The organism is Microbacterium sp. MPKO10 (genome assembly GCF_026107415.2).
GTDB lineage: Bacteria > Actinomycetota > Actinomycetes > Actinomycetales > Microbacteriaceae > Paramicrobacterium.
Genome location: NZ_JAPCHX010000006.1, coordinates 76,765 through 102,452, shown reverse-complemented (window position 1 = coordinate 102,452; position 25,688 = coordinate 76,765). Strand labels below are relative to the sequence as shown.

Below are 25,688 nucleotides of genomic sequence, written 5' to 3'. Positions count from 1 at the left end.
GTTGACAGCGGCTGTCGCGTCGACCGCGCAGGAGCGTTGCCCGCACAGGGTTGTTCAGGGCAGAGGTGCGTCCGACGCTCAGGCGCTGCGAGCGGCGCGTCGCGCCGCAAGCTCGTCCATTGGGTCCGGAGCCTGGGGGTCGAAGTCCACGAGCGTGGTCTCAACCTCCCGCAGTACCTTGCCGACGGCAATGCCGAACACGCCCTGACCGCGGCTGACGAGGTCGATGACCTCATCGTTCGAGGTGCAGAGGTAAACGCTCGCACCATCACTCATGAGCGTTGTCTGAGCCAGGTCGTAAACTCCGGCTTCGTGGAGCTGATTGACGGCGCTCCGGATCTGCTGCAGAGAGATCCCCGTGTCGAGAAGCCGTTTCACGAGTTTGAGCACAAGGATGTCGCGAAAACCATACAACCGCTGCGTTCCGGACCCTGAGGCGTTACGGACGGTGGGCTCCACAAGTCCCGTGCGTGCCCAGTAGTCAAGCTGACGGTAGCTGATGCCCGCGGCACGAGCGGCGACGGCACCCCGGTAACCGGCGTCGGCATCCAGATCGGGAAGCCCGTCCGTGAACAGGAGACCGAGGTCGTAGCGAGCGCTGTCGTCGCGGCTGAGTTCGCTCATCGTTCTCCCTTGCTCCTTCCGCACGTGAAGCTGTGCGCACCCTCTACGCTATCGACACATGGTCGAGAAGTGTTCGACATTCGCTCCAACAAGGTCGGCGTGTCGGGTTCGAGGGCTTCTCTGAGGACAGTCTAAGCCTCGGGAGTGATTCGGCCTAGTGCCGATCGCACGAGGTTCGTCCGCACCGTTTCAAGGTTGACAGCGATATCGCCTGCAAGCTCTGCAGCGCGTGCCCGGCTCGCGGCGTCCCTGCGCCTGACAAGAGGCCGAAGTGCGCTCTCGATCAGGTCCACTTCCCGTGCGGCGGCCGTGCGGAATCCGCGCAGGTGCCGAGGTTCAATTCCGCAGCGCTGCAGAGCGACGAGCGAGGTCAGCATGCCCAGCGCATCGTCACCGTACGACTCTCCCGGCTGAATCAACGACGCTGAAACAGCATCCGCCAGCAATGCAGCCGACGCGTTCGCCTCACGCAGAAGCTCGTCTTTCTTATACCGTTTTCCTCCGGGAATGATCGTCGGCGCTGCCGCGCCGTCGGGAAGCCCGGGAAACGCCGGCGCACGGCCAGCGTCGAGATCGGCGAGGTAGGCACGAATCACCTTGAGTGGAAGGTAGTGGTCGCGCTGCATCGAGAGAATCAGCCTCAGCCGCTCCACATCGTCCATGCAGAACTTGCGGTACCCGCTCGTCGTGCGTGATGGAGAGACGAGGCCCTGCTCTTCGAGAAACCGCAGCTTCGAATTCGAGAGATCAGGAAAATCTGTTCGCAGTCGCGCCAGCACCTGACCAATGTTCAGGAGTTGGTCCCCCGGCGCCTGCGACTTGGCCGCCCCCGCAGCCACTAGCTTCCAGTCGACGTTCGCATGTCGCGTCGCGAGGCGTAGAACGTGAGTCGGTACTTGCCGACCTGTACCTCGGCACCGTCCGAGAGCAGCGCCGTGTCGATGCGGACGCCGTCGAAGTACGTTCCGTTGAGCGAGTTGAGGTCAGCGATCTCGAATGTCGTGCCCGTGCGCCGAAATTCCGCATGACGACGAGACACGGTGACGTCGTCGAGGAAGATGTCTGCTTCGGGATGACGACCGACGGTCGTGAGGTCGGAATCGAGGAGGAAGCGGGCACCTGAATTCGGTCCTCGCCGCACGACGAGAAGGGCCGATCCAGAGGGCAGGGCGGCGATCGCCTCCTGCTCTTCGCGAGAAACCGAGGCGTCAAGACCGGCGAGCGCGTTGCTGAAGTCTTCGCCGTAGCCGACTGTCGTGTCGTTCAGACCGCCGCCAGAAGGCTCATCTGGCGAGGATCCGCGCCTGATGACTCCGGCCAACGGGTTGTTGTTTTCGGGTTGGGGCACCGTGGTCCTCCTCACGTGTCCAGCGTATCTGATGAATCGGGCCCGGGGACAGACCGGTGATGAATCATTCGCCGGGTTTGAACAATGTAGACGATTCCCGCCGCCCAGTACAGCGCGGCTCCGAGAATTGAGAACCCGAGCCCGAAGGGAAGTGTGACAACGCCGATCGAAGGCACGGCCGCCGAGAGCATCAGGAGGGGAAGCCCGATGAACAGCGCGGCCGTAGCCGCCTTTCCCGTTTTGATGACGGGGAGCGCTCCGATGCCGTGCCGAGCCAGCACGCCCCCGAGAACGAGGAGCATGACGTCGCGCGCAATGATCACGACGGCGAGCCAGAACGGGATCAGATCACGCCAGCCCAGACCGAGCAGCGCCGCAACGATATACAGCCGGTCGGCCGCAGGGTCGAGTATCTGGCCGAGCCGCGTCACCTGATTCAGCCGTCGCGCGAGAAACCCGTCGAGAAAATCCGTGAGTCCGGAGACACCGAGCACGATGAGCGCCGCAACATCATTACCCTCGACAAGGAGAATGAGGAATACCGGAACCAGCGCGAGTCGAGCGAAACTCAGCAGATTCGGCAGCGTCACGATGCGATCGCTGACTTCGTTCTGTTTCGACGTGCCCACGCCCAGAGCTTAGTCAATACGCCTCACGAAAACCTGCGTGCCCACACTCCCGCACACGTCACCCGAATGAGGGCCACGCCGGATTGGGGAAATGGGCCGGCTCGCGCGTACCCTATACGCATGACACGAGGGGATGCTGACCGACACCCACGCTCGGTTCGGTGGAGAATCTCCGCCCTCCTCGCGGGTGTCATCGTTGTCGCATCCGTCATCACCGGGGTCGTCTCGATGGCGCGTCCCGCTGAATCGCCCTCGGTCACTGTGGCCGGGCAGGACCCCCAGGTCAACGGTTCGGCGATTCTCGCGTCCATCTCATTCGCCGATGCCTGGACGCGAATCGCGCAGACAGATACACCGTTCGTCATCGCCGTCGCCGGTGACTCCACAGGAAACGCTCCCGGAGAATGGGTCGATCGGGCATTTCACACGCTCGCGGCAGAGCAAGAACGCCCCCTCATCATCCACTTCTGGAACGGAGAGACACACAAGTACGACCTGACCTCTCGCGCAAGCGGCGCGCCGGGTTCCGCACCGATCATTGTGTGGAACGGCTCAGCATCGGGCAAGACCGCTGCCTATTCGCTCAAACATCTTGATCTGCTCGTGCCCGAGCAGCCGGATGCCGTCATCATCAACCACGGGCTCAACAACGTCCGAAACCCCGACGGCGCTGCTCCAGAAATCCAGGCGTTCATCAAAGCCGTCGAGACGCGCTGGACCGACCCGATCGGATACGCGGTCATTCTCGAGAACCCGCGCTTCGACCGGTGGAAGGAACCGTTTGAGGACGTCATCGCCGGGCTGACCGACTGGGCGGAGCCGTTGAGCAATGTGCTGCTCATTGATGTCTACGACGCGTACCTGTCGTCAGACTCGGTGGATTCACTTCTCTTCGACGACCGGCTGCATCCGAACACCTCGGGCTCCCAGTTCACGGCGAAGATCGTGCTCGACGCGATCGCCGGAGCCGTCCCCTAAACTCAAGTGATGGGCTCTTCCGACTCCGTCCGCGTCGACAGCTGGCTGTGGGCCGTCCGTCTGGCGAAAACACGGTCGGCGGCCACAACGGCGTGCAAAGGCGGCCACGTGCGTGTGAACGGAGACCGCGCCAAACCGGCACAGCGCATCGGCCCGGGCGATGAGGTACGCCTCACGCGCAGCGGGTTCCAGCGCATCGTGACGGTGACCAGGCCCATCGCCAAGCGCGTCTCGGCCTCTGTCGCCGCCGAGTGTCTCATTGACAGCACTCCCCCGCGTCCGGCGAAGACGGAGGCACCCGCGCCCGTTTCGCGCGAGCGCGGCTTGGGACGCCCGACAAAGCGGGACCGCCGCGCGATCGATAAGCTTCGCGGTCGCTCCTGAGAACGGGCAGGTCAGCCGTCGACACCCTCGGCACGCCGGATTGCTGCGGCAACGGCGGACCCGGCGAACTCGGCGGACCCGGCGACGGTATCCCCCGCCAGCAGACGCATGATCACCGTGGCAACGAAGATGTCACCCGCGCCCTTGGCGTGCGTTGTGATGCGGTCGTGTGCGGTTGCCTCAGCGCCGTCGTCGGTGACGATGAGATTGCCGACAGCATCCTCACCTGGGTCTGCGGAGCTCGTCACGATCACCCATCCGTCTGGCGGGCGAAGCGCGACGGCAGCGTTCTCTACGGCGGCGGCATCGTCGACGACAGCATCCGACATGAGACCAAGCTCGAACCGGTTCGGCGTGAGCCCCACGGCAAGCGGAGACAGGTGTTCTCCGTAGGAGGCCGCCACTGCGGGGTCGGTGTACATGCCGACGTCATCGTCGCCCATCGCCGGGTCGATGACAAGCTGCACTCCCGGCACGCGCTCGCGCAGGCGACGGTACCAGTCGGCGATCAGCCGTGCCTGCCCGGCGTGCGCCAGGTAGCCGACGAGCACATATGAGACTGACTGCAGCGCGTCAAGTTCGAGCAGATCGTCGAGGATCCCGGAGAGCCACTCATCGGGCAGGGCACCGCCGTGCAGCCGAGGGTAGTGCGGGAGGGTTCCGAGAATGACGGTGGGAATCTGAACGCACCGATGCCCCGCTTCGGTGAGCACACGAACCGCCGCCGTCGTTCCCACCGAGCCGTATGCGACCTGTGAGCTGATGACGACGACGTCGACGGGACGTCTGTCCATCTCCCACCCGCTCGTGAGAACGGAGTCTTCGGCACTCACGCGCGGCTGCCCGCACCGTTCTCGGTTGGCCAGTAGTAGCTGTCCGGTAACGCGCGGGAGCCGAAGATCGCCTGGCCGACGCGCACCGTTGTCGCTCCCTCGTCGATGGCCGCTTCGTAATCGCCGGACATCCCCATCGAGAGGCCTTCGGGGCGCAACCCGCCCGGAGCTTCCTCGCACACGCGATCACGAAGCTCGCGCAGCGTGACGAAGCATTCGCGGACGCGCTTCTCATCCGCACTGAAGACGGCAAGTGTCATGAATCCGGCAATCCGGAGTCGGTCGAAGGCAGGAAGTTCCCGCACAAATGCCTCGGCCGCATTCGGTTCGATGCCGAATTTGCTCTCTTCGCCCGAGGTGTTCACCTGGACGAAGACGTCGAGCGTGCGATCTTCGATGTCGAGGCGCCGCTGCAGAGCCTCGGCAAGGCGGATGCTGTCAAGAGCGTGGAACTCGGCAGCGAACCGCGCCACAAACTTGGCCTTGTTCGTCTGCAGATGCCCGATGACCGCCCACACGAGATCCGGGATATCGGCCAGGTTCTCGGACTTGCGCAGGGCCTCCTGCACCTTGTTCTCGCCGAGGAATGTCGCCCCGGCGTCGATCGCATGCCTGATGCGCTCCTCGGGGACTGTCTTGCTCACCGGGAGGAGGCGCACGGATTCCGGGGCACGCCCCGCACGCTGCGCCGCAGCATCCATGCGCTCGCGCACATCGCGAAGGTTGGCCGCAAATTCGTCGGTCGTCTCGGCCGTCGGGTACGACGCGACGGCGCCCGAATGATCGGTCACGGATTGCTCACATTTCTGGCCTGCCGGCCGGTTTCTCTGTGCCCCCGGCAGGATTCGAACCTGCGACCAAGAGATTAGAAGGCTCCTGCTCTATCCCCTGAGCTACGGAGGCGAATACGTCAAGAATACCGCAGGGCGCGGCGGGATACGGAATTTCGCGGCGGGTCCGGCGCACCATCGCCGCAGCCGGCTCGGTAATCACTCACGACTGCACCTGGTCGGCGCGCCCGGCTCCGCGTCTGGCGAGCACGAGCGCTGAGTCTTCGCAGCATTGCGCCGAACTGGTGACGCGGAGAGAATCGCACTCCCCTGCCACCCCTCTACTGGGGTGAGTAACGGGACTCGAACCCGCGACATCCGCGACCACAACGCGGCGCTCTACCAGCTGAGCTATACCCACCATGTGCTGGTTTTCGCACCGCGGCGAAAACAGCAACCACACGATTGTATTACACGTTCGGAGTGGTTTGCGACACGACGGCCTCGGCCGCCGCTTTCGCCTCGTCCGAGGTGGGCCCCGGGTCGGCGACGAACACGATCTGCCGGTAGTACTGCAGCTCACGGATCGACTCGAGAATGTCGGCGAGCGCACGGTGCCCGCCATCCTTCTTCGGTGCGTTGAAGTACGCGCGCGGGTACCACCGGCGTGCGAGTTCCTTGACGGACGAGACATCAACGTTGCGGTAGTGCAGGTGTGCATCGAGTTGCGGCATGTACCGTGCGAGGAATGCTCGGTCGGTTCCGATGGTGTTCCCGGCCAGAGGAGCCTTGCGCTCCTCGGGAACATGGCTCTTCACGTACTCGAGGACCTGCGTCTCGGCGTCGGCGAGACTGACTCCCTGGGGGATCTCGTCACTCAGCCCAGACGAACGGTGCATCTCTGTGACGAAGTCATTCATATGCGCCAGGGCGGCATCGCTCGGTTTAATCACGATGTCGATTCCCTCGTCAATGATGTTGAGGTCGAAATCCGTAATGACGACCGCGACCTCGACCAGCTCATCGACGGAAACGTCGAGCCCGGTCATCTCGCAGTCGATCCACACCAGGTGGTCGCTGAGATTGCTCATGGTCTCCATCGTATCCGCCACGGCCGACGCGTCCCGCCTGTCACGGCGTGCGCATAGGCTGGTGACGACGCAGAGAGAAAGAGGGTGCCGTGTTCGAGATGGATGCTGACACGTTCGAAGAGCTCGTCAGCGACGAGTTCGACCGGCTTCCCGATGACATGCTCTCCGGCCTCGACAACGTGGCGATCTTCATCGAAGATCTCCCCGAAGACGGCTCGCTCTCGCTCTTGGGGCTTTATCACGGCATTGCCCTGACCGACCGCGGACAGTACGGCTTCGGCGAGCTGCCAGACACGATCAGCATCTACCGGCTGCCCCTGCTCTCCATCGTCGACAATGAAGAGCAGTTGCGCGACCAGGTGCACATCACTCTCGTGCACGAAATCGCGCACTTCTACGGAATCGATGATGCCGAATTGCACCGACTCGGCTGGGCGTAGCCGCCGACTCCCGACCCCGGGATAATCTCGAATCAGACGGGAGAAGAGGTGATCATGCGGGTTCTTCGCGGTTTCGGGATCTTCGTCGGGGTCCTCGTGATCCTCGCCGTCGGCCTTTACGGTCCTGCGACACTTCTCGCCCCGCTTCCCCCGGCGACGATGACGGCCCACACGGTGCAGCTCGACAGCGACGGCACACCGCCCGCTCTCCCCGACGACGGCGCAAGCGCGATCGCCGAATCCTCCGAGGGCCCGGTCATCGCGCGGGCAGGAGATGACGCTCCCCTGCCGATGGCGGGTATTGCCAAGGTGATCACCGCGCTCGTCGTCCTCGACGAGAAGCCGATGGAAGACGACGGCGATGGCGAGACGGTCCCCATCACCTCTCGCGACTTCGTGCGTTTCACTGACTACCGGGATGCGGGGGCACGCGTCGTGACCGTCTACACGGACGACACGTGGTCACAGCGCGCCGTGCTGCAGGCCGTCCTGCTCGGCTCGAGCAATAACCTCGCGGACACCCTTGCGGCGTGGGCGTTCGGTTCCGTAGACGCGTACGTCGACGCGGCGACAACGTGGCTTGCCGAGAACGGCCTTGACGAGACGACGGTGGTCGATGCGACGGGGCTGTCGCCTGACGACGTGTCGACAGCATCCGATCTCTCACTTCTCGCCGCCCTCGCGATGGACAACCCGGTGATTCCGGGCGTTCTCTCGGGCGAGGTCACCGGCATCGCTGAGACCCGCGGGGTTGAGAACACAACCGCCTACATGTCGGACCGCGGTGTCACGGGCATCTCGCGAAGCTTTACGACGCAGGCGGGCATCTGCCTGCTCTTCGCCGCCACTGTCACTGTCGACGACTCCGACTACGTCTTCTATGGTGCCCTGATTCGCATGCCGGACTGGGATTCGCTCGACGACGCGATGACCGCTCTGATGGACAGCGCAGAAGCGGGCGTGCACAGCGGACCTGTCCTCCCCGAGGACACCCCGGTCGCGACGTTCACGACTCCGTGGGGTGAGCGGGCGAAAGGTGTGATCGGTTCGTCAGCAACGGCGACTCGCTGGGTGGCCGGTGAACCGACCGTGCACGTGGAAACAGATGGTGTGACGCTGGCGACGCGCGGGGACATCGTGGCGACGGCGACGGTCTCGCACGGGGCGTCGACCGTTGAGGTTCCCGTGAAGATCGACGGCACAATGCACGCGCCCGACGTCTGGTGGCGGATCGGGCACCCCATCGAACTGATCCCGGCGTTTGTCACTCAGCTCTTCGGCGGCTGACTCACTCGTCTGCCCAGAGCACCAGGTCCGCCGAGGATCGCGGCCGCTCCCGCTCGATGAATGTACCCATCTGCGCCGTCCAATCCTCCCAGTGCGCGTCGAACCCACCGCGGTCGCGCTCCAGGGCGCGGCGTTTGCGGTCGGCAGGATTGCCGTCGATCCAAACCCTGAGATGAGACAAGTGTGCGTTGCGCCGGGTGAGCACCCCGCACCCTTCGATCACAAGCGAGGTGTCGGGAGCAACGTCATGCCACTCTGCGTGCTGATTCGCGAACCAGTCCCAGCGCTGCCACCAGCCGGTCTCGACCCGTGACAGCGGGTCGAGCAGATGCCGGCCGATGTGCTCTCCTGCCGCTTCGAGTCCCGACCATCCGGGATACACGTCGTCCATGCGCACGAGTGTCGGCGGGGAACCCGGCCACGCCGCGACAACAGCATCCGCCGTCGTCGACTTACCGGCCCCGGACGGGCCGTCGATGAGTACGATCGGATGCTGTTCGGGCAGCCGTCTGACCGCCTCGACGATCGCCTGGGCGTTCTGCGCGACATGCTCAGGAACCTCAGCCAAGGACGAAACTCCAGGTACCCGCGATGACGGCGCTGACGACCGCGGCACCCGCGATGACGACGCCGATGCCGACGAGCAGGGTCTCAGGCCAGCCAAACGTCGATTCACGCGCCCAGGTGCGCGTCGACGCCGCGCCGAACCCCTTAGCTTCCATCGCCGTCGCGAGCTTGCTGCCGCGGCGAATCGCCAACACGAGAAGCGCGAACGCCTGTGACGCGAAGCGCCGGATCGCGCCCGTGTCTGCGACTCCGCGAGCACGACGTGCGCGGGCCATCGCACGCCAGTCGTCGATGAAGAGACCGATCATCCGCATGCCGGCGAGGCCACCGAGCACGAATCTCGCGGGCAGCCTGGCCACCTGCGAGAGGCCGTCCGCGAGCTCTGTCGGATCGGTCGTCGCCATCAGCACGACACCGGGGATCCCGATGGCGAGCACGCGCAGCATGATGGCCACGCCGAGCAGCAGGGATCCCTCGCTGATCGTCGCGATGCCGAGCTGGGCAACCTGCGCCCCGGAGTCCTCCCCGTACAGGATCGTCGTGATCGCGGCAAACGGCGCGGCGAACCAGACCGGTGCCGTCCGAATCCAGAACGATCGCGCGCGGAGTCCTGCGAAGGCCACCAGCGCGAGCGTGAGGACAAGCGCGACCGATGCCGAGACGATGTCGACGGACAGCAGGAGCGTGACGCTGATCACCAGCGCCGCCCCGAGTTTGGCCACGGGGTTCACGCGTGCCGCGGCCGACGGGGCGATCTGCGGAGTCATAGCGCTCATCGAAGCACCCCCTGCGGGCTGCCCAATCGGATGACGTTCTCGGCGAGCGCATCGACGAACGGCTCATCGTGCGTCACCGCGACAATACTCGCGCCGTTGTCGGCAAGCCCGCGAAGCAGGAGCACGAGTTCACGCCACGTCCGGGCATCCTGTCCGAATGTCGGCTCGTCGAGCACCAGCATCCGCGGGCGTGAGGCCAGCACCGTGGCCACAGAGAGCCTGCGCTTCTCACCGCCCGAGAGCGTGAACGGGTTCGCGTCCGCGAGGTGCCCGAGCCGCAATCGCTCGAGGAGCGCATCGACGCGCGCCGTCACCTCCTCGTCCGTCAGCCGGAGCGCACGTGGCCCCACAGCCAGCTCGGCGCGCACCGTCCCTGTGAGAAATTGATGCTCGGGATGCTGGAAGACCGTGCCGATCCTCGTCAGCAACTCGCGTGACTTCCACCGGTGCGGTTGGGGTACGACGCCTGCGGCGAGAGGCGGCGCAGCCTCGAGTGTGCCCGCCACGGGTCGGAGCAGCCCGGCGATCGTCAGCGCGAGTGTGCTCTTGCCCGCGCCGTTCGGCCCGAGCACGGTGGTCGTCGAGCCCGCGCGGAGTTCGAACGACAGGTCGGATGCTGCGATGACGGGCTCCTTCTGCGCAAACGGCGTGCGTCCGACGACAAGCCCGTCCGCGTGCATGAGGGGCTCCCCCGGCTCTCGCGGGGTCCTGTCGGGAAGCTCGGGTGGATGCTCGGGCACCCAGATTCCGCGCTCGGCGAGCCGCGCACCCTCGGAAGCGAGCACCTCGCGGCTGGGGCCGTCGGCGAGAATGCCGCCTCCGGGCTCGAGCACGACGACACGCGAGGCGACGTCTTGCCACACGGCGACCCGGTGCTCGACGATGATGAGTGTCATGCCTGTCTCGCGTGCCACGTGATCGACGACATCGCGCACGTCGCGTACGCCCTCCGGGTCCAGGTTCGCCGTGGGCTCGTCGAGGAGGAGCAGACGGGGACGCATGGCGAGGATCCCAGCGAGAACGAGCCTCTGCACCTGCCCGCCGGAGAGTTGTGACGTGGGGTGGTCGAGCGGAACGTCAAGACCGACAGCGTCCAGGGCCCAGTGCACGCGACGCCAGATCTCGTCACGTGGGACGCCGAGGTTCTCGCAGGCGAACGCGACGTCGTCGCCCACGCGTGCCATCACGATCTGACTGTCAGGATCCTGGAGGACGAGACCGACCGTGCCGCGTGAGTCGACGGGGCTACGAGCATCGATCCTGAGCGTGCCCGTTTGCTCGCCCTCCTCATCGCCGCCAAGAACACCGGCAAGCCCGTGGAGGAGCGTGGATTTTCCGGCACCGGAGGCGCCGAGCAGCAGCACGCGCTCCCCCGCGTCGATCCACAGGTCGATCCCACTCACGGCGGGACGCGTCCGCCCAGCATGTGTCCACCCCCAGCCGCTCGCGTGAACGTGAGCGCCGGTCATCACGCGGCCTTCCGTCGCCCCTCGCGACCGGCGGAGAACCGGTTCAGCGCCCCAGCAGACGCCAGCCCTCGCATCGCCGCCCAGGAGAGCAGTCCAGCGATCACGATGCCAGACACGGCAGCGCAGACGTAGTAGACAGTCTTGAATGCCGGATCGAGAACCGCGTAGTCCGTGAACGTGGTGTCAAGGAAGGCCATGGCCAGACCGGCGCCCAACCCGGCGAGAAGTCCGACGTAGAGACGGTAGTTGGCATAGAGAAAGAGCGCGAAGACGATCTCTGCGCCCAGGCCTTGCACGAGACCCCAGATCAGTGTGGAGAAGCCCCATTGATTGCCCACGAGCGCCGAGACGGTCGCGGCGATGAGCTCGGCGAAGAGGGCAGCGCCGGGCTTGCGTATGATCAGGCCGCCGAGAACGCCTGCGAACAGCCAGCCTCCTCCGAGCAGGGCGCTGAGGCCCGGCGTGACGGCGAGCGGAAGGCTCAGCGGCCCGTACGCGATATTCCAGAAGAGGAAGACGACGCCCGAGGCGACGCCGATGATGCTGGCCACAACGATGTCGACGACGCGCCACCGCAGGACGCGTTTCGTCGATGACGGTGATGATGGATTGGTTGTCTGCACTAGCGTGCCCCTTTCGAATCTGAATTGGGCACGGGTATTGAGATTGTCACTCCCTGCGCTGGCATGACCCAGATCAGGTTCGACGGTCGAAAGTTGAGAACTTTCCTCTCAGCCCGGCTCACCGGACTCCCGTGTTAAGTGCAAGTGTAGCCGTTCGAGCGGCTGGTGGGGCGCTGTGCTACTTCTTGAGCGCCCTGATGATCCCCTTAAGCGCGGTTCCCGCTACGCACACGAGCGGTACACCCACGGCGAGAAGCGAGATCAGGTTGGGCTCAAACCGCACGGTGCTGCCGGTGCGGATGTACGCGCCGACCGGCACGCTCATACCGCCGCCGCCTCCGCCGCCGCCCTTGGCGCCCGCGCTGTTCTCACCCTTCATGTCGCCCGAGGCATCGCCCTCCCCGGCGCCGAAGCCGTACGAGGTGAGGGCGACCGGTACGATCTTGACGCCATCGACGTCGACGACCTCTCCGTACACCGTCGTGACGCCGACCGACTTGAATTTGTCTGCGAGATCCAACGCTACGTTTCCCATGTGTCAACGCTACCCCGCATTTGCCCGGATGCCCAGACACGAATGCCAACGCTCAGGTGGCGTCCTGGCCCGGCTGCCGCGTTCCTCCTGCCGTCGACGGACGCCGCGACAGAAGAGATGCTGTGGTGACAGCATCCAGGCCAAAGCGCCCGCGCAGCGCGTCAACCGTACTCTCGGCGTCGCGCCACTCGTCATCGGGATCCCACAGGCTGAGCGACGGAGTGTCGTCCGACAACCGTTCTGCCCGCACACCGATGAGCCGAACCGGGCGCGCGCCGACCTGAAGCTCACGAAAGAGCTCACGGCTCGATTCGTAGATCCGCCTGGCCACGTTCGTCGCCTCGGGCAGCCTGCGCGATCGGCTGAGCGTCGTGAAATCGCCGTAGCGGAGCTTCAAAGCGACACCGCCGGCCGTCACATCTGCGGCGCGCAATCGCGCACCGACCCGATCGCTCAGCCGCAGCAGCTCACGTTCGAGGACGCCCGGGTCTGTGACGTCCTCATGAAACGTGATCTCGTGGCCGACGCTCTTCTCGACGCGCTCGGTCTCGACCACACGTGGGTCTCGTCCGTTCGCCAGCTCATGAAGGCGCGCCGCGTGCGCCTCGCCGACGGCAGAGCGCAGCGCCGCGAAGGGAACGTCGGCAACGTCGGCGACGATGCGCAGTCCCAGCCGGGAGAGAGCCTCTTCGGTCTTTCCTCCGACGCCCGCGAGCGCACGAATTGGGAGAGGGCGCAGAAATTCCTGGGTCTGCCCCGGCGGCACCACGAGCAGACCGTCGGGCTTCGACATTCCGGAGGCGAGCTTGGCCACGAACTTCGTCGCCGCCGCGCCGACAGAACAGGTGAGCCCGGTCTCGTCTTCCACCCGCTGTCTGATCAACTGGGCGATCGTCACCGGGCTACCGAGCAGTCGGCGAGCACCCGTCACATCGAGAAATGCCTCGTCGATGCTGAGCCGCTCGACGTGTGGGGTGACCTCGTCGAAGATCGCCATGACCCGCGCGGAATACTCGCGGTAAAGCTCATGGCGAGGGGGAAGCACGATGGCCGAGGGGCACAGCTGCAGCGCGCGAGCCATCGGCATCGCGGAACCGACACCGTAGGCCCGAGCCTCATACGTCGCTGTCGTCACGACCGAACGTCCTTCGCGCCCGCCCACGATCACGGGCCGACCGCGCAGGTCAGGGCGATCGAGCAGCTCGACCGAGGCGAAGAACGCATCGAGGTCGACGTGCAGAATGTGGGCGCCGGTGTCGTCGACGTCATCGGAAGACACACGGCGGGCGCGACCGTCTTGACGTGACATGATCCCATTCTCCCCCACCGGGCTGACACGGCGTCAGACCAGGGCGATAACGAGCGGTAAAAGCCATTCTCGGAACTGGTCGGCGTCGTCGCGCAAGCTCTCACTCACGACGATCGTGTCCGGGGCTTCCACCCAGGCGCCTTTTTCCGCGACCGGGAGGATGGCCAGGTCGAGACGGAACGACGTCGACTGGCGTCGGAGCTCGAATTGGCGGCGCTGCACGAGCCCGTAGACGTCTGCAAGCGGATGCTCACGCTTCTCGACAGCCGACAGATACTCGAAACGTCGTTGACGCGCCCATTCGATGGCGCGGTCGTATCCGCGGTACATGGCTTCCTGCAGGTCGAGTGCCCGATCAAAGGTCGCGAAGTGCGGTGGGCTGACCTCAGTGATGAATGGGCGCGTCTCGAGCGGCACGATTCCCGCCCACCAGCCGCGCCACTGGGCGGCCAACTGTGCCCTGTCAATTCCCGCCGTATCGATGCGCCCGATGCCCGGGACGCCGAGCGGGATCTCAGGCGAGCACTCATCCGCGAGCCCGGCGAGGTCTCTCAAGGCAAGCGCCAGCAAGAGGTCCCACGGACAGTCTTCCGTGACCTGCCAGCGAATCGTGCCCTCGACGAGCATGTCTTCATGGTAGGTCAGTCGCGTGACGGCATCCAGACCTTTCGCCAGGATGCCGTCACGCGACGTCGTGCTATTCGGTCGCGCGTTCCAGAATGAGCTCGCGCACGCGCGCGGCATCCGCTTGCCCGCGCATCGCCTTCATGACGGCTCCGATGATGGCACCGGCAGCCTGGACCTTGCCGTCCTTGATCTTTTGCAGCACGTCGGGCTGAGCCGCGAGCGCGTCATCAATGGCGGCGATGAGCGCCCCGTCATCAGACACAACGGCGAGACCACGCGTGTCAACAACCTCAGCGGGAGTTCCCTCCCCGTCAATCACGCCTTCCAGCACTTGTCGCGCCAGCTTGTCTGTGAGCGTCCCCTCGTCGACGAGCGCCGTGAGCTCTGCGACGCTCTCGGGCGCCACAAGCGACGTAGGCTCAGCACCACGTGCGTTTGCGAGTCTCGTGATCTCACCCGTCCACCACTTGCGAGCAGCGGCCGGCGATGCACCGGCGGCGATGGTCGCGGCGACCTCGGAGACCAGACCACCGTTCTGTACGTCCTGAAACTCGAGGTCGGTGAATCCCCACTCCGTCTTGAGTCGCCGCCTGCGAGCAGCGGGCGGCTCGGGAAGAGCGGCCCTGAGCTCGTCGATCAGCTCAGCGCTCGGCACGACGGGGAGCAGGTCTGGCTCGGGGAAGTACCGGTAATCATCCGCGTCGCTCTTGGGGCGGCCCGCCGATGTCGTTCCTGTGTCTTCGTGCCAGTGCCTTGTCTCTTGCGTGATCGTGCCGCCCGCCTCGAGAATCGCTGCCTGGCGGCGGATCTCGTAGCGCACGGCGCGTTCGACGGACCGCATCGAGTTGACGTTCTTCGTCTCGGTGCGGGTTCCGAGCTTCTCCTGCCCCCACGGGCGCAGCGACACGTTGGCATCGCAGCGCAGGTTGCCGCGCTCCATGCGTGCCTCGGAGATGCCAAGCGAGATGACGATGTCTCGAATTGTCGCGACATACGCCTTCGCAATCTCCGGGGCGAGAGCTCCCGCGCCAAAGATCGGATGCGTAACGATCTCGACGAGCGGCACACCGGCACGGTTGTAGTCGACAAGAGAATGATCAGCACCCTGGATGCGCCCGCTCGTGCCCACGTGCGTGAGCTTGCCCGCGTCTTCTTCCATGTGCGCGCGTTCGATGGGAATGCGACGGATGCTGCCGTCGGACAGCTCCACCTCCACCTCGCCCTCGAACGCGATCGGCTCGTCGTACTGTGAGATCTGGTAGTTCTTCGCCAGATCGGGGTAGAAGTAGTTTTTGCGTGCAAATGACGACGATTCCGCAATCGAGCAGCCGAGGGCGAGCCCCAGGCTAATCGAGTAGCGAACTGCCTGCTCGTTGACCACGGGAAGTGAGCCGGGAAGTCCCAGGCACACGGGTGACACGTTCGTGTTCGGCTCGTCGCCGAAGCCGTTCGGAGCCGCCGAGAACATCTTCGTTGCGGTGCCGAGTTCGACGTGCACCTCGAAGCCCAGAACGGGCTCGAACTTCTCGATAGCCTCGTCGAAGTCCATCAGTTCAGCCGTCGACATCAGTGCTTTCCTCCCAGCTGCGGAGCCTGTGACATGAGGGTGTGCCCCCACTCGGATTCGAGAAGCGCCTCCAGGGACGCCCCCACCTGGTACAGGCGGGCGTCTTCCCGCGCCGGAGCCATGAACTGGATGCCAACGGGCAGCCCGTCTTCGGGGGCGAGCCCGACCGGAACACTGATGCCGGGCACACCCGCCAGGTTGGCGGGAATCGTCGTGACGTCGTTGAGGTACATCGCCATCGGATCGTCCAGCTTTTCGCCAAATCGGAACGCGGTCGTGGGCGCGCTCGGGCTGGCCAGCACGTCCACGTGAGAAAAAGCGTTCGCAAAGTCACGCTGGATCAGCGTGCGAACTTTCTGGGCGCTGCCGTAGTAGGCGTCGTAGTAGCCGGCACTGAGCGCGTAGGTGCCGAGGATGATGCGTCGTTTGACCTCGGGGCCGAAGCCCGCCTCACGTGATGCCGCCATCACCTGCTCGACGGTTCCGCCCGATTCCGGGGTGACGCGGAGCCCGAAACGCACCGAGTCGAACCGCGCAAGGTTTGATGAGGCCTCGGCCGGCAGAATCAGGTAGTAGGCGGCGACGGCGTATTCGAAGTGGGGTGCCGAGACCTCGACGATCTCAGCCCCGTTTGCCTCGAGCGTGTCGAGCGCCTCGCGGAAGCGCGTCGAGACGCCCTCTTGGATGCCCGCACCCGTCAGGTCCGAGATCACACCGATCTTCAGCCCCTTCACGCCCTCGCCGCGGGCGCCGGCCCGAGCGGCATCCGCCATCGACGGCCACGCATCGGTGAGCGATGTCGAGTCGCGCGGGTCGTGTCCTTGAACGGCATCCTGCAGAAGACCGGCGTCAAGCACGGTGCGCGCGACCGGCCCGACCTGGTCGAGAGATGAGGCCAGCGCGATCGCGCCGTAGCGGCTCACCGCACCGTATGTCGGCTTCACTCCGACGGTGCCCGTGACGTGCGCGGGCTGACGGATGGAGCCGCCCGTGTCACTTCCGAGCGCGAGCGGAGCCTCGAAAGCGGCGACGGCAGCGGCGGAGCCCCCGCCTGAGCCGCCGGGGATGCGCTCCAGATCCCACGGGTTGTGTGTCGGACCGAATGCCGAGTGCTCCGTGGACGAGCCCATGGCGAATTCGTCCATGTTCGTCTTTCCGAGCGGCACGAGTCCCGCAGCGCGCGACCGTTCGACGGTCGTGGCGTCGAACGGCGACATGTAGCCCTCGAGAATACGGCTGCCGGATGTCGAGGGCATGTCTGTTGTGACGAGAACGTCTTTGATGGCGAGCGGCACGCCGGCGATCGGGCCGAGCTCTTCCCCGGAGGAGCGCCGCGCGTCGATATCTGCGGCGACATCGAGCGCGTGATCCGACACGTGCAGGAATGCGTGAACGTCGCCCTCCACGGCGGAGATGCGGTCAAGATGAGCACGCGTCGCCTCGACCGAGCTGATCTCGCCCGTGGCGAGTCGTTCCGAGAGTTCCGCGGCCGTCAGTGCGGTGATCTCGCCCACTACTGCTCCTCCCCCAGAATCGCGGAAACGACGAAACGCTGGCCGTCGTCATCCGGCGCATTCTGCAGCGCCTGCTCCTGCGTGAGTGTGTCGCCAACGACGTCGGGGCGGTAGACGTTACGCAGCGGGATCGGGTGGCTCGTCGCCGGAACGTCGTCTGTGGCCACCTCCTGCACCTTGGCGATGCTGTTGACGATCTGGTCGAGTTCCGACGCGAGGTTCGTGATCTCGTCGTCGGTGAGCGCGATTCGAGCGAGGCTCGCGAGGTGCGCCACCTGCTCCTCGGATATTTCAGACATAGGTCTCCGTCACATGGATCGTGGGGTTCCTCACCATTCTAGGCCGTGGCGAGCGCGGCGTGGCTGTCGCACGGGCGTTAAGGTGGATGGGTGAAGCACGACGACGATGCCCCATGGCTGAGCAGTTACGCGCCCGATGTTCCGCACACGATCGAGGACCAGACCGGCTCGCTCGGCGCTCTCGTCGCCGAGTCGGCGCGAGAGTTCCCGGATGCTGTCGCACTCGAGTTCTTCGGCGCCGAGACGACGTACGCGGAGCTCGAAGACGCCATCGGCCGTGTCGCCGAAGGGCTGCGACGCCGCGGCGTCGCCCACGGTGACCGTGTCGCGATCGTGCTGCCCAACTGCCCGCAGCACATCATCGCGTTCTACGCGGTTCTGCGACTCGGTGCAATCGTCGTCGAGCACAATCCGCTGTACACGGCTCGAGAGCTGCGGCACCAGTTCGAGGATCATGGCGCGACGACGGCGATCGTCTGGAACAACGTTGTCACGACGGTGCAAGCGTTCCCGGACGATGTCGCTGTCGACACACTGATCTCCGTCGACGTCGCCCGCTCGCTCCCTCGAGGGATGCGCCTGGCGCTCCGCCTGCCTGTCAAGAAAGCCCGCGAGTCGCGGCGTGCTCTGACGACACCCGTGAGCGGCACCATCCGATGGGAGGAGCTCACAGCATCCGAGCCCGTGGCTGATGATCATCCGGCCCCCACCGAAGCCGATGTCGCCGTCATCCAGTACACCAGCGGTACGACAGGGTCTCCCAAGGGCGCGATTCTCACCCACGAGAATCTGCTCGCGAATGCCGCACAGGCGCGCGCCTGGGTTCCCACGATTTCTCGCGGAGACTGTGTCGTCTACGCCGTCCTTCCGATGTTCCACGCCTATGGGCTCACCCTGTGCCTCACCTTTGCCATGAGCATGGGAGCACGTCTGGTGCTCTTTCCAAAGTTCGACCCGGAGCTCGTCCTCAAAGCCATGCGCGCGCATCCCCCGACGTTCTTCCCCGCCGTTCCCCCGATCGCCGAGCGGCTGCTCGACGCGGCCACGGCGAAAGGCATCTCCCTCGCCGGCATCGAGATCTGCATCTCTGGCGCGATGCCGCTGTCGCAGACTCTCGTCGAGCCGTGGGAAAAAGCCTCGCGCGGTTACCTCGTCGAGGGGTACGGACTGAGTGAGTGCTCGCCCGTTCTGATGGCCAATCCGGTGTCTGACGGACGTAAGGCGGGCACCGTAGGGTTGCCGCTTCCCAGCACTCGTATTCGTGTTGTCGATCCGGAGAATCCGGGGCAGGACGTCCCGGCGGGTGAACAGGGCGAGCTCATCGTCTCGGGCCCGCAGGTGTTCAGCGGCTACGTCGACAAGCCGGACGAGACGGCCGCGGTGTTCACGGACGACGGCTGGTTCCGCACGGGCGACATCGTCACTCTCGACGATGAGGGATTCGTCACCGTCGTCGACCGGTTGAAGGAGCTGATCATCACGGGCGGGTTCAACGTCTCCCCCTCCGAGGTCGAGAACGCGTTGCGGTCACACCCAAGCGTCGACGATGCGTCCGTCGTTGGGCTGCCGAGCGAACACTCGGGCGAAGACGTCGTCGCCGCTGTCACGCCGGCTCCCGGTGCCTCCATCGATCCGGAGGAGCTGAGAGAGTTTGCGCGCAGCATCCTCACGCCGTACAAGGTACCCCGGCGCATCGTCCAGGTGGACGAGCTTCCTACGTCCCTCATCGGCAAGGTGCTGCGCAAAGAGGTGCGAGCGTCGCTTCTGGAGTCCTGAGCTCAGCTCTCGCTGTCGTCGCCTGCCAGGAACTCCGGTCCTTCGGTGACGAGACGTGCGAACTGTTCGGCATCCAGAATCGGAAGGCCCAGTTCTTCGGCTTTCGCCAGTTTTGACCCGGCACCAGGCCCCGCCGCAACGTAGTCGGTCTTCTTCGAGACGCTCGAGGCTGCTTTGCCTCCTGCCGAGATAATCGCTTCTTTCGCGCCGTCCCGGGTGAATCCCTCGAGCGAACCGGTGGCGACGACAGTAAGACCCGTCAGCACACCGCCTCGTTCGGCCGCCGCGCCGGGGCCCGGGTGCCCGGGAATCGCGAACTGCACACCCGCGTCCGTCCACGAGCTCACGATGTCGCGGTGCCAGTCAACGTCGAACCAGTCGAGCACGGAGTCAGCGATGATCCCGCCGACGCCGTCCACATCGGCGAGTTCGTCGCGCGTGGCCGAGCGGATGGCATCGAGTGAGCCGAACCACTCGGCAAGCGCGCGCGCGGCGACGGGGCCGACGTGCCGAATGTTGAGGGCGACGAGCAGCCGCCAGAGCGGCTTCGTCTTGGCGGCATCCAGCTCGCTCAGCAGCGTTTCCGCTTGAACGGATGGATAGGTGGCTCGATGATTTTTCCGGATGCCGCGCCGGCGGCGCTCTGCGGCATCCAGACCCTCTGCCTCCGGCGGGTACTCGAGCTGCACCTTCTTGAATGGTGTGCGCTGCTTCGGTTCGCCGTCCTCGATCTGCTCAAGACCGGTGTCGGCGTCCTTCACGATCACCTCGACATCGATGATGTCGTCGAGAGTGAGCGAGAACAGCCCTGCTTCGGTGACCAGCGGCGGTGTCTTCGGTGTGAACGGCTGCGTGAGCGCGGCCGCCGTCACTTCACCGAGCGCATCGATATCGAGCGCTCCTCTGCTGCCGATGTGCTCGACCCGCCCGCGCACCTGGGCGGGGCACGAGCGCGCGTTCGGGCAGCGCAGGTCGATATCTCCCTCTTTCGCTGGGCGCAGGGGTGACCCGCACTCGGGGCAGTGACTCGGCATCTCGAACTCACGCTCGCTGCCGTCTCGCGCCTCGACGACCGGCCCGAGGATCTCGGGAATGACGTCGCCGGCCTTGCGCAGCACGACGGTGTCGCCGATCAGCACACCTTTCGCCTTCACAACGTCCTGATTGTGCAGCGTCGCCTGACTCACGGTTGATCCTGCCACGCGCACGGGCTCAACCACGGCATACGGTGTCGCCCGTCCCGTCCGGCCCACGCTCACCACGATGTCGAGAAGCGTGGTGTTCACCTGCTCTGGCGGGTATTTGAATGCCGTCGCCCAGCGTGGTGCACGGCTCGTGGCCCCCAGCTCATCGTGGAGCGCCAACTCGTCGACTTTGATGACGATGCCGTCGATCTCATGCTCGACAGTGCCGCGGTTCTCGCCGTAGTCGTGGATGAAGCCGATGACGTCGTCGATGCCGTCAAACACCCGGAAGTGCGTTGAGGTCGGCAGTCCCCACCCGTCGAGCAGCTCGTACACACCGGACTGGCTGTCCACAGGCGGATTTGGCCACGCCCCGATTCCGTGCACGAGCATCTGCAGCCGCGAGAGTCTGTCGCGCATGAGGGTGCGCTGCGCGTCGGTCTTGCCCTCAGATTTCTGCCGCAGGCTTCCACTTGCCGCGTTCCGCGGATTTGCGAAGACCTTCTCGCCCACAGACTGCTGCCGCTCGTTCAGCGCGGTGAATGCGGCGACCGGAAAGAAGATCTCGCCGCGCACTTCGACGAGGTCAGGGTGTCCCTCCCCCGAGAGCCGCCGCGGGATCGAGGGAATGAAGCGGATGTTCTCGGTGACATCTTCACCGACGACGCCGTCGCCGCGGGTGGCGGCGGAGACGAGGGTTCCGTTCTGGTAGCGCAGATTCACGGCGAGACCGTCGATCTTCAGTTCTGTGAGATACCGGATGCTGCGCCCGGAAGCGCGCTCCGTGCGCGCCGCCCACTCACGCAGCTCGTCATCGCTGAACACGTTGTCAAGGCTCAGCATCCGCTCGGCGTGCACGACGGGAGCGAAGAGCGCTGTCTCGGCGCGGCCGCCGACGGTCTGCGTCGGCGAATCCTGCCCCTGCAATTCAGGGAACGCTCTTTCAAGCTCTTCAAGGCGACGCATCAGCGCGTCGTACTCCTGATCAGAGACGAGCGAGGTGTCGCGCTCATAGTAGGCGTCACGCAGTTCGATGATGCGCGATGTCAGTTCGCGTGCGTCGTCGGCAGCCTGCTCAAGGCTCAGTTCACGGGCATCAGTCACAAGAGCAAGTCTACGAGGCACATCCGACATCGGCTTCGCCGACGTGCAGTACCACACGAGCGCACCTCTGACCAGTGTGGGATACAGTGATTTGCGTGAACCAGAATGATGACCCGTATCGGGTCGAATCGGTCGACCGGGCGATGCAGCTGCTTGATCTGCTCACCGAGCGCGGAACCCTGAGCGTCACGGATGCTGCGGGTGAGCTGGGCGTTGCAGCGTCGACGGCTCATCGGCTGCTCACCACGATGACCCACCGCGGGTTCGTCGAGCAGGGTGAGAAGCGCCTCTACCACCCCGGGGCCAAGCTCACGGGACAGCGCACGGACGGCAATCAGCTGCGCCGCATTGTGCGCACCATGCGGCCCCATGTCGAAGCGCTGGCACACCGCGTCGATGAGACCGTGCACCTGGTGATGCTCACCGGTCCGGATGTGCGTTTTCTCGACGGCGTCGAGGGCTCGCAACTGCTCCGCGTGAGCCTGCGCATCGGCTCTCGCACCCCCGCGTTCACAACGTCGGGAGGCAAGGCGATCCTCGCAGATCTCGGCGACGCGTCGATTCCGGCGCTATACCCCACGGGGCTCCCCCGGTGGCGCGACCAAGAGCCGGCACCACTCGATGCGTTGCGCCGAGAGCTCGCCCACATCCGCACACGCGGTTACGCGGTCAATGTCAAAGAGAGCGATGCGGATGTCACGGCCGTCGGCGTATGCATCGCTCGGGAGCCTTCACTTGCGCTGTCGATTGCCGTTCCGGCAGAACGCTACACCGAGAAGGTCGAGAAGGTGCTCGCCCGCGAGCTTCTCGCCACGGCGGCATCCATTCGCTCGCGCTGATCAGGGCGCCGCACGACGCCGGTCCCTGACTGAGGCAGTGCTACAGGACGCCACTCACCGACCGAGGCGGAGCCGCACCACACAGACTCGGTGCTGACGAGCCGCGGCTCGGGGCGACATCACGCAGAAGCGCCGACCGGAACCGCGCTGACGGTGCGGGCGATCGTGAACTGCCCGAGAACGCGTGTTCCCACGTACAGCACGGCGCTCTGCCCCGGTGCGACGCCGTCGAGCGGAACATCCGGTCGCACGACGACCTCGGGCTCCCCCGTCTCGCTGTCGGGAGCCATCACCGCCGTGGCGGGCACCGGATCGGCGTGGGCACGAATCTGCACCTCGCACGCGAAGTCACTCTCCGGATTCTCCGGAGGCAGCCCCGCCCAGCTGTGCCGCGTTCCGGCGATCTCGGCCACAGCGAGAGCTTCCTTGGGCCCAACGATCACTTCATTCGAGCTCGGCTTCACCTCGAGGACGAATCTCGGCCGCCCGTCGGGCGCGGGGACGCCGAGGTTGAGACCGCGACGCTGTCCGACCGTGTAGGCGTGGGCTCCCTCGTGCGACCCGACGACGTTGCCTTCGCGGTCACGGATCTCGCCCGTCTCACTGCCGACGTGCTCGGCGAGCCAGCCGCGCGTGTCGCCGTCCGGAATGAAGCAGATGTCGTGGCTGTCCGGTTTGCTGGCCACCGTGAAGCCGCGGCGTGCCGCCTCTTCGCGCACAAGGTCCTTCGACGGCGTGTCGCCGAGGGGGAAGAGCGAGTGTTCGAGCTGCTCGGCGGTGAGAACGCCCAGCACGTACGACTGGTCTTTCGCCCACGCGCTCGCGCGGTGCATTTCGCGGTTGCCGTTCTCGTCATAGCGGATCGTGGCGTAGTGCCCCGTGCAGACAGCGTCGAATCCGAGATCCAGTGCCTTCTCGAGCAGTGCGGCGAATTTGATCTTCTCGTTGCAGCGCAGGCACGGATTCGGGGTGCGTCCGGCCGCGTACTCGGCGATGAAGTCATCGACGACGTCTTCTTTGAACCGTTCAGAGAAGTCCCAGACGTAGTACGGGATCCCGATCATGTTCGCGGCGCGCTGAGCGTCCATGGAGTCTTCGATGGTGCAGCAGCCGCGACTTCCTGTGCGCAGTGTTCCCGGCATGCGGCTGAGCGCAAGATGGACGCCGACGACCTCGTGCCCGGCATCGACGGCGCGCGCAGCGGCGACTGCCGAGTCGACGCCTCCGGACATGGCAGCAAGAACTTTCATCGTTCCAGTTTACGACGCCGCGGCTGAACGTCAGCGCCGCACGACCTCGCGGTCGGCGAGCCCCGCCTTCTTCGCCTGCGCGTGCGCACCCGGAAGCGCCGCGAGAAACGCGTCGATATCGTCGCGTGTCGTCGTGCGCCCCAGCGTCACACGCAGCGCCCCGCGGGCCTCCTTCTCGGAGCGCCCCATGGCGCGCAGAACGTGCGAGGGCTCGGGAATGCCCGCCTGGCATGCGGACCCGGTTGAGACCGCGACTCCCGCCATGTCCAGGAGGAAGAGCAATGAGTCCCCCTCACAGCCGGGGAAGGAGAAATGTGCGTTGCTCGCGACACGCTGGGTCATCGACCCGTTGACGCGCGCCTCGGGAACGGCAGCCAGGACGCCATCAATCAGCACGTCCCGCAACTGTGCCAGCCGCCGCGCCTCCGCATCGATCTCGGCGGCGGCGAGCTGCGCGGCCGTCGCGAACGCGATCGCTCCGGCGACATCCTGCGTCCCCGACCGAACGTTGCGCTGCTGTCCTCCGCCGTGCAGCAGCGGCTCGACGCTCGCTCCGCGAGAGAGATAGAGGGCACCGACCCCGACCGGGCCGCCGATCTTGTGCGCAGAGACGCTCGCGGCGACGAGGCCGGATGCTCCTTCGGCACCGCTCCGGGCGCGAATTCCGGCGACGTCGATCGGCATGTGTCCGTAGGCGGCAACGGCGTCGACATGCAGCGGAACACCATGGCGAGCGGCGATGCGACTGAGCTCCTCGATCGGCTGGATCGTCCCGACTTCGTTGTTCGCGACGATCACGGTTGCGAGAGCGCAGGCGTCCGCGGCGGCGGCCAGTGCTCGATCGAAGACGTCGGGCTGCAGCATCCCCTCGTCGTCGAGCGGCAGCCATCGGATCTCTGCGCTTTCGTGCGCCTCGAGCCATTCGAGTGTGTCGATCGTCGCGTGGTGTTCTCCGCCGGGCGCGAGAATGATCGGGCGCTCGCCATTCGGGTTCCGCGACCACAGGAGACCCTTGAGCGCCACGTTGATCGCCTCGGTTCCGCCCGAGGTGAGGATGATCTCGATGGAGTCGCAGCCGAGGGTCGTGGCGATCGTCTCGCGGGCCTCCTCAAGGCGCTGCTTCGCGTGCTGCCCCGTCGAGTGAATTGACGCCGGGTTTCCGACAAGACCGAGCGCATCGGCGTAGGCTTCGCGGGCCTCCCCGCGCATGGGCGTCGTGGCCGCGTGGTCGAGGTACACGCTCACGGTTCGTCCCCTGTCTCATCTGTCTGGTCGCTGCGACGCTGAGCCGCATTCACTACTCTAGATCCGACGGAGTGCATACAGGAACGTTCGGTCGCGCGGAGGGAGAGCTCGTGGGCAAAAGGAGTCGGACAGGATCACCCGCGACGCCCGCGACCCGCGTACTTGCCGAACGCGACGTCCCGATCACCGTCCACACGTACGAGCACGATCCCGCGATCACCGATTTCGGCGCCGAGGCGGCCGACAAGCTCGACGTTTCCGCTGAGCGCATCTACAAGACTCTGATCGTCGAGGCTGACGGCTCTCTCGCGGTTGTCGTCATTCCGGTTCACGCCCGTATGAATCGCTCGGGCGTCGCCGCCGCTCTCGGCGTGAAGCGTGTGCACTTGGCCGACCCGGCCGTTGCCGAGCGCAAGACGGGCTACGTCATCGGCGGCATCAGCCCAGTCGGTCAGAAGACCTCGCTTCGCACCGTCATCGACGACTCCTGCCGCGCCCACGCCACAATCTTCGTCTCGGCCGGGCGCCGAGGCGTCGATATCGAGATCGCTCCCGCCGATCTGCTCGCCGTCACGAACGGCGACACCGCGTCGCTCGTCTAGGCGGCGTCAGCACTCAGC

Annotated in this window: 27 protein-coding genes, 2 tRNA genes and 1 riboswitch; of the genes, 7 read left to right on the top strand and 22 right to left on the bottom strand. The window is 65.6% G+C overall.

Features of this window, described 5'->3' with window-relative positions:
• Positions 1-78 precede the first annotated feature (78 nt).
• The 4 genes from OK352_RS14075 to OK352_RS14060 form a co-directional block, all read right to left on the bottom strand.
• Positions 79-624, bottom strand: coding sequence for a MerR family transcriptional regulator (locus OK352_RS14075; RefSeq protein ID WP_265142131.1), 546 nt, complete (start codon positions 622-624; stop codon positions 79-81).
• Positions 625-755: 131 nt separating this feature from the next.
• Entirely contained in the window at positions 756-1,463 is a 708-nt protein-coding gene (locus tag OK352_RS14070) for a transcriptional regulator FtsR (protein WP_265142130.1), read from the bottom strand.
• Positions 1,463-1,933 (bottom strand): FHA domain-containing protein, encoded by a 471-nt coding sequence (locus OK352_RS14065; RefSeq protein WP_372338120.1) that lies wholly within the window; start codon positions 1,931-1,933, stop codon positions 1,463-1,465. Before OK352_RS14065 ends, OK352_RS14070 begins: the two co-directional genes overlap by 1 nt.
• 50 nt (positions 1,934-1,983) lie before the next feature.
• On the bottom strand, positions 1,984-2,601 hold the full coding sequence (locus OK352_RS14060) for a CDP-alcohol phosphatidyltransferase family protein (protein ID WP_265142129.1): 618 nt from the start codon (positions 2,599-2,601) through the stop codon (positions 1,984-1,986).
• Between the two features lie 120 nt (positions 2,602-2,721).
• Between OK352_RS14060 and OK352_RS14055 the strand changes: the two genes are divergently transcribed.
• Positions 2,722-3,579, top strand: coding sequence for an SGNH/GDSL hydrolase family protein (locus OK352_RS14055; protein ID WP_265142128.1), 858 nt, complete (start codon positions 2,722-2,724; stop codon positions 3,577-3,579).
• Between the two features lie 9 nt (positions 3,580-3,588).
• Positions 3,589-3,963 carry an RNA-binding S4 domain-containing protein gene (locus OK352_RS14050; protein WP_265142127.1) on the top strand — a complete coding sequence of 125 codons (375 nt, stop codon included), beginning with the start codon at positions 3,589-3,591 and terminating at the stop codon, positions 3,961-3,963.
• Between the two features lie 11 nt (positions 3,964-3,974).
• Here OK352_RS14050 and OK352_RS14045 read toward each other — a convergent pair whose 3' ends face one another.
• From OK352_RS14045 to orn, 5 genes are all read right to left on the bottom strand, one after another.
• A complete protein-coding gene (locus OK352_RS14045) occupies positions 3,975-4,796 on the bottom strand; it encodes a bifunctional hydroxymethylpyrimidine kinase/phosphomethylpyrimidine kinase (protein WP_265142126.1) in 822 nt (273 codons plus the stop codon).
• The gene (locus OK352_RS14040; RefSeq protein ID WP_265142125.1) at positions 4,793-5,587 is read right to left on the bottom strand and encodes a YggS family pyridoxal phosphate-dependent enzyme; all 795 of its coding nucleotides are present in this window, start codon (positions 5,585-5,587) and stop codon (positions 4,793-4,795) included. The genes OK352_RS14045 and OK352_RS14040 overlap by 4 nt, the downstream gene beginning before the upstream one ends.
• Before the next feature lie 39 nt (positions 5,588-5,626).
• Positions 5,627-5,699 (bottom strand) — tRNA-Arg (locus tag OK352_RS14035).
• A gap of 212 nt (positions 5,700-5,911) precedes the next feature.
• A tRNA-His gene (locus tag OK352_RS14030) sits at positions 5,912-5,987 on the bottom strand.
• Positions 5,988-6,036: 49 nt separating this feature from the next.
• Positions 6,037-6,657, bottom strand: a complete 621-nt coding sequence (orn, locus tag OK352_RS14025; RefSeq protein ID WP_265142124.1) for an oligoribonuclease — start codon at positions 6,655-6,657, stop codon at positions 6,037-6,039.
• Positions 6,658-6,755: 98 nt separating this feature from the next.
• On the opposite strand from orn, the gene OK352_RS14020 reads away from it, so the two are divergent.
• Together OK352_RS14020 and OK352_RS14015 are read left to right on the top strand one after the other, a co-directional pair.
• Entirely contained in the window at positions 6,756-7,097 is a 342-nt protein-coding gene (locus tag OK352_RS14020; RefSeq protein WP_265142531.1) for a metallopeptidase family protein, read from the top strand.
• Between the two features lie 54 nt (positions 7,098-7,151).
• Positions 7,152-8,384, top strand: coding sequence for a D-alanyl-D-alanine carboxypeptidase family protein (locus OK352_RS14015; RefSeq protein ID WP_265142123.1), 1,233 nt, complete (start codon positions 7,152-7,154; stop codon positions 8,382-8,384).
• Position 8,385: 1 nt separating this feature from the next.
• Here OK352_RS14015 and OK352_RS14010 read toward each other — a convergent pair whose 3' ends face one another.
• The 10 genes from OK352_RS14010 to gatC all read right to left on the bottom strand — a co-directional run bounded on the left by OK352_RS14010 (position 8,386) and on the right by gatC (position 17,670).
• On the bottom strand, positions 8,386-8,952 hold the full coding sequence (locus OK352_RS14010) for a nucleoside/nucleotide kinase family protein (protein ID WP_265142122.1): 567 nt from the start codon (positions 8,950-8,952) through the stop codon (positions 8,386-8,388).
• Positions 8,945-9,727, bottom strand: coding sequence for an energy-coupling factor transporter transmembrane component T family protein (locus OK352_RS14005; protein WP_265142121.1), 783 nt, complete (start codon positions 9,725-9,727; stop codon positions 8,945-8,947). Before OK352_RS14005 ends, OK352_RS14010 begins: the two co-directional genes overlap by 8 nt.
• Entirely contained in the window at positions 9,724-11,196 is a 1,473-nt protein-coding gene (locus OK352_RS14000) for an ABC transporter ATP-binding protein (protein WP_372338115.1), read from the bottom strand. Before OK352_RS14000 ends, OK352_RS14005 begins: the two co-directional genes overlap by 4 nt.
• Positions 11,196-11,819, bottom strand: a complete 624-nt coding sequence (locus OK352_RS13995; RefSeq protein ID WP_265142119.1) for an ECF transporter S component — start codon at positions 11,817-11,819, stop codon at positions 11,196-11,198. Before OK352_RS13995 ends, OK352_RS14000 begins: the two co-directional genes overlap by 1 nt.
• Positions 11,820-11,852: 33 nt before the next feature.
• Positions 11,853-11,962, bottom strand: a riboswitch (TPP riboswitch).
• A gap of 35 nt (positions 11,963-11,997) precedes the next feature.
• Positions 11,998-12,354, bottom strand: coding sequence for a hypothetical protein (locus tag OK352_RS13990; RefSeq protein ID WP_265142118.1), 357 nt, complete (start codon positions 12,352-12,354; stop codon positions 11,998-12,000).
• Positions 12,355-12,406: 52 nt separating this feature from the next.
• A complete protein-coding gene (gene dinB / locus OK352_RS13985) occupies positions 12,407-13,663 on the bottom strand; it encodes a DNA polymerase IV (RefSeq protein ID WP_265142117.1) in 1,257 nt (418 codons plus the stop codon).
• A 33-nt stretch (positions 13,664-13,696) separates the two neighbouring features.
• The gene (locus OK352_RS13980; protein WP_265142116.1) at positions 13,697-14,290 is read right to left on the bottom strand and encodes a hypothetical protein; all 594 of its coding nucleotides are present in this window, start codon (positions 14,288-14,290) and stop codon (positions 13,697-13,699) included.
• A gap of 70 nt (positions 14,291-14,360) precedes the next feature.
• The gene (gatB, locus tag OK352_RS13975; protein ID WP_265142115.1) at positions 14,361-15,857 is read right to left on the bottom strand and encodes an Asp-tRNA(Asn)/Glu-tRNA(Gln) amidotransferase subunit GatB; all 1,497 of its coding nucleotides are present in this window, start codon (positions 15,855-15,857) and stop codon (positions 14,361-14,363) included.
• Positions 15,857-17,371 (bottom strand): Asp-tRNA(Asn)/Glu-tRNA(Gln) amidotransferase subunit GatA, encoded by a 1,515-nt coding sequence (gene gatA, locus OK352_RS13970; protein ID WP_265142114.1) that lies wholly within the window; start codon positions 17,369-17,371, stop codon positions 15,857-15,859. Before gatA ends, gatB begins: the two co-directional genes overlap by 1 nt.
• A complete protein-coding gene (gene gatC / locus OK352_RS13965; RefSeq protein ID WP_265142113.1) occupies positions 17,371-17,670 on the bottom strand; it encodes an Asp-tRNA(Asn)/Glu-tRNA(Gln) amidotransferase subunit GatC in 300 nt (99 codons plus the stop codon). Before gatC ends, gatA begins: the two co-directional genes overlap by 1 nt.
• Before the next feature lie 90 nt (positions 17,671-17,760).
• On the opposite strand from gatC, the gene OK352_RS13960 reads away from it, so the two are divergent.
• Positions 17,761-19,446 (top strand): long-chain-fatty-acid--CoA ligase, encoded by a 1,686-nt coding sequence (locus tag OK352_RS13960; protein WP_265142112.1) that lies wholly within the window; start codon positions 17,761-17,763, stop codon positions 19,444-19,446.
• A 2-nt stretch (positions 19,447-19,448) separates the two neighbouring features.
• Here OK352_RS13960 and ligA read toward each other — a convergent pair whose 3' ends face one another.
• A complete protein-coding gene (gene ligA, locus OK352_RS13955; RefSeq protein WP_265142530.1) occupies positions 19,449-21,764 on the bottom strand; it encodes an NAD-dependent DNA ligase LigA in 2,316 nt (771 codons plus the stop codon).
• Positions 21,765-21,829: 65 nt separating this feature from the next.
• On the opposite strand from ligA, the gene OK352_RS13950 reads away from it, so the two are divergent.
• Positions 21,830-22,573 carry an IclR family transcriptional regulator gene (locus tag OK352_RS13950; RefSeq protein ID WP_265142111.1) on the top strand — a complete coding sequence of 248 codons (744 nt, stop codon included), beginning with the start codon at positions 21,830-21,832 and terminating at the stop codon, positions 22,571-22,573.
• Between the two features lie 119 nt (positions 22,574-22,692).
• Here OK352_RS13950 and mnmA read toward each other — a convergent pair whose 3' ends face one another.
• Together mnmA and OK352_RS13940 are read right to left on the bottom strand one after the other, a co-directional pair.
• A complete protein-coding gene (gene mnmA, locus OK352_RS13945; RefSeq protein WP_265142110.1) occupies positions 22,693-23,823 on the bottom strand; it encodes a tRNA 2-thiouridine(34) synthase MnmA in 1,131 nt (376 codons plus the stop codon).
• A gap of 30 nt (positions 23,824-23,853) precedes the next feature.
• A complete protein-coding gene (locus OK352_RS13940; protein WP_265142109.1) occupies positions 23,854-25,068 on the bottom strand; it encodes a cysteine desulfurase family protein in 1,215 nt (404 codons plus the stop codon).
• Between the two features lie 110 nt (positions 25,069-25,178).
• Between OK352_RS13940 and ybaK the strand changes: the two genes are divergently transcribed.
• Positions 25,179-25,670 carry a Cys-tRNA(Pro) deacylase gene (ybaK, locus tag OK352_RS13935; RefSeq protein ID WP_265142108.1) on the top strand — a complete coding sequence of 164 codons (492 nt, stop codon included), beginning with the start codon at positions 25,179-25,181 and terminating at the stop codon, positions 25,668-25,670.
• The last annotated feature ends 18 nt before the right edge of the window (positions 25,671-25,688 follow it).